This is a genomic window from Streptomyces sp. MI02-7b, from assembly GCF_033793585.1.
GTDB lineage: Bacteria > Actinomycetota > Actinomycetes > Streptomycetales > Streptomycetaceae > Actinacidiphila.
Map to the genome: position 1 here is coordinate 275,161 of NZ_JARAWX010000011.1, position 6,052 is coordinate 281,212.

Annotated in this window: 7 protein-coding genes; 5 read left to right on the forward strand and 2 right to left on the reverse strand. The window is 76.0% G+C overall.

Annotated features, from left to right (window positions below):
- Window positions 1–5: 5 nt before the first annotated feature.
- On the reverse strand, window positions 6–1,037 hold the full coding sequence (locus PV364_RS20610) for a glycoside hydrolase family 6 protein (RefSeq protein ID WP_319661569.1): 1,032 nt from the start codon (window positions 1,035–1,037) through the stop codon (window positions 6–8).
- Between the two features lie 168 nt (window positions 1,038–1,205).
- On the opposite strand from PV364_RS20610, the gene PV364_RS20615 reads away from it, so the two are divergent.
- The 3 genes from PV364_RS20615 to PV364_RS20625 all read left to right on the forward strand — a co-directional run bounded on the left by PV364_RS20615 (window position 1,206) and on the right by PV364_RS20625 (window position 3,064).
- Window positions 1,206–1,943: a GAF and ANTAR domain-containing protein gene (locus tag PV364_RS20615; RefSeq protein WP_319661570.1), complete on the forward strand. Its 738-nt coding sequence runs from the start codon at window positions 1,206–1,208 to the stop codon at window positions 1,941–1,943.
- Window positions 1,944–2,018: 75 nt separating this feature from the next.
- The gene (locus tag PV364_RS20620; protein ID WP_319661571.1) at window positions 2,019–2,384 is read left to right on the forward strand and encodes an STAS domain-containing protein; all 366 of its coding nucleotides are present in this window, start codon (window positions 2,019–2,021) and stop codon (window positions 2,382–2,384) included.
- A 131-nt stretch (window positions 2,385–2,515) separates the two neighbouring features.
- Window positions 2,516–3,064, forward strand: coding sequence for a hypothetical protein (locus PV364_RS20625; RefSeq protein WP_319661572.1), 549 nt, complete (start codon window positions 2,516–2,518; stop codon window positions 3,062–3,064).
- A 57-nt stretch (window positions 3,065–3,121) separates the two neighbouring features.
- Here the strand turns inward: PV364_RS20625 and PV364_RS20630 are convergent, their stop codons facing one another.
- Window positions 3,122–4,192 carry a Gfo/Idh/MocA family oxidoreductase gene (locus PV364_RS20630; protein ID WP_319661573.1) on the reverse strand — a complete coding sequence of 357 codons (1,071 nt, stop codon included), beginning with the start codon at window positions 4,190–4,192 and terminating at the stop codon, window positions 3,122–3,124.
- Between the two features lie 56 nt (window positions 4,193–4,248).
- Between PV364_RS20630 and PV364_RS20635 the strand changes: the two genes are divergently transcribed.
- A complete protein-coding gene (locus tag PV364_RS20635) occupies window positions 4,249–5,367 on the forward strand; it encodes an ROK family transcriptional regulator (RefSeq protein ID WP_319661575.1) in 1,119 nt (372 codons plus the stop codon).
- Window positions 5,368–5,471: 104 nt separating this feature from the next.
- Window positions 5,472–6,052 (forward strand): hypothetical protein (locus tag PV364_RS20640; RefSeq protein WP_319661576.1); only part of this gene is annotated, 581 nt, incomplete at its 3' end.

Below are 6,052 nucleotides of genomic sequence, written 5' to 3' on the forward strand. Positions count from 1 at the left end.
GTGTCTCAGGACGCCGCGCGCCGGGCCAGTCCCAGGGCGTACTCGGGCCACCAGTCGCCGGCCTTGGGACCGCCCTTGCAGGTGCCGTCGGAGTCGCCGGGGCGCTTGATCCACAGGTAGGCGTCGACCAGGTCGTTCCCGGTGTCGGTGGTCGGCGGGGTGCCCAGGCCCCGGCCGGGCGGGTTGCACCAGGCCTCGTCGTGGCCGCCCTGGAGCGGGCCGCGGCCGTTGCGGCTGGTGTCGATGACGAAGTGCTTGCCGTCGAGCCGCTCCGACAGCCGCGTGCCGTAGGCCGTGTTGTCCTCGGTGGTGTAGAAGTTCGAGGTGTTCAGGGCGAAGCCGTCGGCCCGCTCGATGCCGGCCTGCCGCAGCGGATCCACCAGTCGCGCGGGGTCCCGTACCCAGCCGGCGTTGCCCGCGTCCAGGTAGACGGCGGTGTGCGGCAGGTCGCCCAGGGTGTCGACGGCGTGGCCGAGCAGGGCGTAGCGCTCCTGCGCGAAGCGGCCGGGGGTGCACCCGTCGACCAGGTGGGTGAGCGCGTCAGGCTCCAGGACCACCAGCGCCTCGCGGTCGCCGATGCCGGAGGCGACCTGGTCCAGCCAGGTCCGGTAGGCGTCCGCGTCGGCGGCGCCGCCGCTGGAGTACTGGCCGCAGTCGCGGTGCGGGATGTTGTAGAGGACCAGGACGGGGGTGCGGCCGGCCTCCGCGGCGGCCCGCGTCAGGTCCTCGGCCTGGCCGCGGGGGTCGTCGGGGCCGATCCACTCGGCCACCGGGCGGCCCGCGATCCGTTCCAGCAGCGCGGCGTCCGCCTCACGGCCGTCCTCGCGCCACTGGCCGGCCTGGCGGGCGGCGGCGGTGTCCGGGTTGACCCAGAACGGGGCGCCGGCCATGGGAGTGCTCTGCCGCGCGCCCTTGTGCCGCCCGGAATCCGCGGCGCCGTCGCCGCGGGAGCAGCCGCCGAGGGCCACCGCGAGCACGGCGGCTACCGCCGCCGCGCGGGCGGCCTTGAGCAACGGGCCGGTGGAGGTGCCGTACATCCACTCCCCCTTGGATGGCGGACGGGACCGGTCTGCGCCAATCCTGACATACCGATCCGTCAAAGTGCTGTCAGAACGGGTCAGTTGCCGTTTTCCCGTCGAATGCCGCGGTCCGCCGGCATGGCAGAATCCCGGCGGAGCCGTGGCCGACGATGGCGGGAGCACGCCGTGACCGAACACCCGCACCCCCTTCCGCGCGAACGGCGGCTCGCCGAAGCCCTCGTCGGGCTCGCCGACACCCTGGGCGGGGACTTCGACATGGACGCCCACCTCGGGCGGCTGGCCACGGCCTGTGTGGAACTGCTGGACGCCCGCACGGCGGGGCTGCTGCTGGCCGGGCCGGACGGCGCACTGCGCGCGGCCGCCGCCGGAGCGGTCCCGGAACTGCTGCCCGCCCTTGACGAGGAGGGGCCGTGCCTGGACTGCTACCGGTGCGCGGCCACGATAGACGTGCCCGACCTGGCGCGCTGCGACGAGCTGTGGCCGCGCTTCGCGCCCCGGGCGCGGGAGGCCGGCCTGCACGCGGCGTACGCGGTGCCACTGCGCCGGGGCCAGGAGGTGATAGGCGCGCTGAGCGTGCTGCGCGCGGGCCCCGGGGAGCCGCCCGCGGGGGACGTGGAGCTGGCCCGCGCGCTGGCGGACGCGGCGGCCGTCGGGGTGCTGCAGCGCCGGTCCCGCCGAGAACAGGAGGCGCTAGCCGAGCAGTTGCAGGGGGCGCTGGACAGCAGAGTGGTGGTGGAGCAGGCCAAGGGGATGCTGGCGGAGCGGTGGGGGGTGGGCGTCGACGAGGCCTTCGGCGCACTGCGCCGGTACGCGCGCAGCCACCGGCTGCGGATGGCCGAGCTGGCGACCGGCGTGGTGGCCGGCAGCTTCGACACCGACCGGCTGCGGGACGGCGCGACCTGACACAATCGGTTACTGATTGTCAAGTCATGGCCTGAATGCGGGAGGTGATGGACCGTCTGCCCTAGGGTGGTACCCATGTCCGAGACATCCCTCCTGACGAGTACCCCGTCCATCGCCTCGGTCCGCCGCCGCGCGGAGGGCGACAGCACGGTGGTCACGCTCGACGGCGAGGTGGACGTGCTGACCGCGCCGCAGGTTTCGGCCGCGCTGGACCTGCTCACCGGGACGGACCGCCCGGACATCGTGGTGGACCTCCGGCCGGTCGACTTCATCGACTGCACCGGGCTGTCCGCGCTGGTGCGCGCACGCCGTCGCGCCGAGCAGCAGCAGGGGCGCGTACGGCTGGTGTGCCGGGACGGCTTCACGCTGCGGACGCTGCGCGCGACGCGGCTGACCCAGTACTTCACCATCCTGCCGGACTGGCCGGATCCCGCGGCCTGAGCCGCACCCCGCCCGCGCGCCCCCAACGCGCCCTGGCAGGGCCCGGATCGGCTGTTCTAGCCTGACAGGGCGGCCCAGGACCCCGGTCGCCGGCAGAGCAGCCTCCTACGCCCACAGGACGTGGTCCGGCCATGGCCAAGCTCGCGGCCTCCTCACGACTGTCCCTGTCCGATCCGAAGAGATCCGCCCTCGACGTCTCCTGGACGTGCTCGCTGTACCGCGCCCCCGGCAGCGACGCGCTCGCCGCGCGCATGAGCCGTGCCGCGCTGGAGATCCTCGCCGGCGGCACGGCCGGCGCCCGGATCTCCCAGGCCGTGCTGATGGCCTGCGACTACGTCGTCACGCACGGCCAGGCGCGGCGTTTCCGCGTCACGCTCGGCGTGGAGGACGGGCACTGCTCGGTGTGCGTCACCGACACCGGCTACGACCAGCCGCCCGCGCGCAACGGCGGGGCTCCGCCGGAACCGCCGTCCCCCTTCGAGACCACCCGGCTGTGCCGTCGACTGGCCGGCAGCGGCGACGAGGAGCCGCTGGACGGCGTGCAGGTGCACCACACCGCGGACGGCGCCGTGCTCGTCCGCTTCCGCGCCCGGCTGCCCGAGCCCGGCGAACCGCCGCCGGCCCACCGCCCTCCCCCGGACGTGCCGGACCACTCCCGCAGTCCTGGCACCCGAGGGTGAGGAGCGCCCGGCCGGCGGCCGCGAGGGGAGCGCGCCGCGGGCCGGGCGATCGGGGGGTCAGGCGCGGGGCGCCAGCGGTACCGTGCGGCCTTCGCGGGCGGAGACGGCGGCGGCCTCCAGCACGGCCAGCGTCGCGGCGGCCTGGGCCGCGGTGACCGGCGGCTCGGTGCCGTCGCGCAGGGCGGCGGCGACAGCCGCGTAGTACGCGGGGTAGTCCCCGGGCAGCGTCGGTTCGGGGCGGACGTCGTCGCCGGCGCCCAGCAGGCCCCAGGCGGACTCCGGTTCGGTGCCCCACGCGGCGCCGGGGGCGGGGCGGGCGCCCTCGCGCAGATCGGCCTCCTGCGGGTCGAGGCCGTGCTTGACCCAGCCGGCGGTGCTGCCGAGCACCCGGAAGCGCGGGCCGAGCTGGGCGGTGGTGGCGGTCATCCACAGGTGGGAGCGGACCCCGCCGGCATGGGTGAGGGCCACGAAGGTGTCGTCGTCGGCCTGCGCGCCGGCCCGGCGCACGTCCCGCTCGGCGTACACGCTCACGGCCGGGCCGAAGAGGGTCAGCGCCTGGTCCACCAGGTGGCTGCCGAGGTCGTAGAGCAGACCGCCGACCTCCGCGGGGTCGCCGGACTCGCGCCAGCCGCCCTTCAGGTCCGGCCGCCACCGCTCGAAGCGGGACTCGAAGCGCCACACCTCGCCCAGTTCGCCGCGCTCCAGCAGCCCGCGCAGGGTGAGGAAGTCGTTGTCCCAGCGGCGGTTGTGGAAGACCGAGAGCAGCAGTCCGCGCTCCGCGGCGAGCGCGGCGAGGGCGTCCGCCTCGGCGGCGGTGGCCGCCAGCGGCTTGTCGACGACGACCGGCAGCCCGGCCTCCAGCGCGGCCGTGGCGAGCGGGACGTGGGTCCTGTTCGGCGAGGCGATGACCACCAGGTCCAGCTCGTCCGCGCGCTTCCACAGCTCGTCCGCCGCGGAGGCGGTACGGACGTCCGGGTACGCGGCGCGGACCTGCGCCTGGCGCTCGGGGTCGCCGGTGACGACGGTGTCGAGGACGAGGCCGTCGGTGGCGGCGATCAGCGGGGCGTGGAAGACCGAGCCGGCCAGGCCGTAGCCGACCAGTGCGACGCGAAGGGGTGCGGAAGCCATGCGCCCCACTTAAGCAACGCTGTTGCGAAAGTGCAAGCGTGCCCGACAATGGGCAGGTGAACAACGCAACCGCCGGAGCCAACCTGCCCGCGCTGCGCAGCCACAACACCGCGCTGGTGCTCGGGTTGCTGCGCACCGCGACCGTCGCGGACGGCGAGGGGATCAGCCGGCTGGAGCTCGCCGAGCGCACCGCCCTCACCCCGCAGGCGGTCAGCAAGATCGTGGCGCGGCTGCGCGCGGACGGCCTGGTCGACGAGGCCGGCCGCGGGGCCCCCACCGGCGGCAAACCGCGCACCCTGCTCCGGCTGGCCCGCCGTGCCCGGTACGCGGTCGGGGTGCACCTGGACCGCGACGAGGTCACCGTGCTCCTGGCCGACCTGGCGGGCGAGACCACCGACGCCCGCACCGCTCCCCTCGACCTCGGGCGCCCCGCGGCCGAGGTGCTGCACGCCGTCGCGGACCTGGTGCGCGCGACCGTCGCGGACACCCCCGGCGCGAGCGGCGCGGTGCTGGGCGCCGGGGTCGCCTCCCCCGGCCCGCTGGACCACCGGAGCGGCGCACTGCTGCGGATCACCGGCTTCCCCGCCTGGGACGGCTACCCGCTGCGCGACGCGCTCGCCGACCGCCTGGGGCTGCCCGTCGTCCTGGACAAGGACACCAACGCCGCCGCCCTGTCCGTGCTGTCGCCGCCCGACCGCACCGGACCCGGGGACTCCTTCGGCTATCTGCACCTGGGCAGCGGACTGGGCGCGGGCCTGGTCCTCGGCGGCACGCTGCACCGCGGCGCCAGGACCGGCGCCGGGGAGTTCGGGCACCAGGCGGTCGCCCTCGACGGGCCGCGGTGCGCCTGCGGCAACCTCGGCTGCCTGGAGGCGCTGTGCCTGGCCGCCGTCGGCCGGGGCGACCACGCCGGGGCGGCCCGGGTCCTCGGGCTCGGCGCGGCGAACCTGGTCTCGCTGCTCGACATCGACCGCGTCGTCCTCGGCGGGCGCACGGTGCTGGCGCGGCCCGAGCTGTTCCGGAGCGAGGTCGCCGCCGCCATGGACGCCCGTACGCGGCGGTCGGCCGGCCGTACCGTCCCCGTCGCCCTCGTCCCGGACGGCGCGCGCGCCGTCGCCCGGGGCGCGGCGCTGCTGGCCCTGGCCCCGCTGTTCGGCCAGACGGCGGGCGGCTGACCGCCCGTACGGGTAGCCGTCGCGGACCGCCCCGCGTCGTACGGGCATATGACCGTACGAACGTGAGAACTTCGCTGCCCATGAGGTGGCGCAGCGCTCTTGCCATGACAGCGGCCACGGTCGTGCTGACCGCGGCCCAGGCGACCGGAGAACCCTTCCCCGTACGCGCCCGGCTGCAGGAGGGTCCCCGGACCTTCGTGGCGGGCGCCGCGGCGCGGGAGTTCCGGGTGGAACTGGAGAACACCACCCGGCGGGCGCGGCGGGACGTGCATCCGGTCATCGTCCTCGTCGACCGCGACCGCACACTGATGGCACGCCATATTCGACTGGAATACCGCGAGTTCACCACCGGCGGGACGAAAGGGGCCGATGCGCCGTCCGCGCCGCGCTGGCGGCCGGTACGGGTGGCGCACACCGACAACGACGAGAACGTCGCGGTGGTGGCCGAGCACGACCCCGGTGTCGTCCTGCCGGCGCACCGCACGGTGCGCGTCGCGCTCCGGCTGCGCTTCACCGCGGACGCCCCGCCCGGTCCGGTCGCGGCCACGGCCACCGTCGTGCAGCGGCGCGGCGCGGACGGCGACTGGGTCGGCGAGTCGGCGCCGTACCGCTTCACCGTCGCGCCGCCGCTGGACGCCTCCGGCGGCGTGCCGCCGACGGCCCCGGGGGCGGCGCCCGGCGCGCC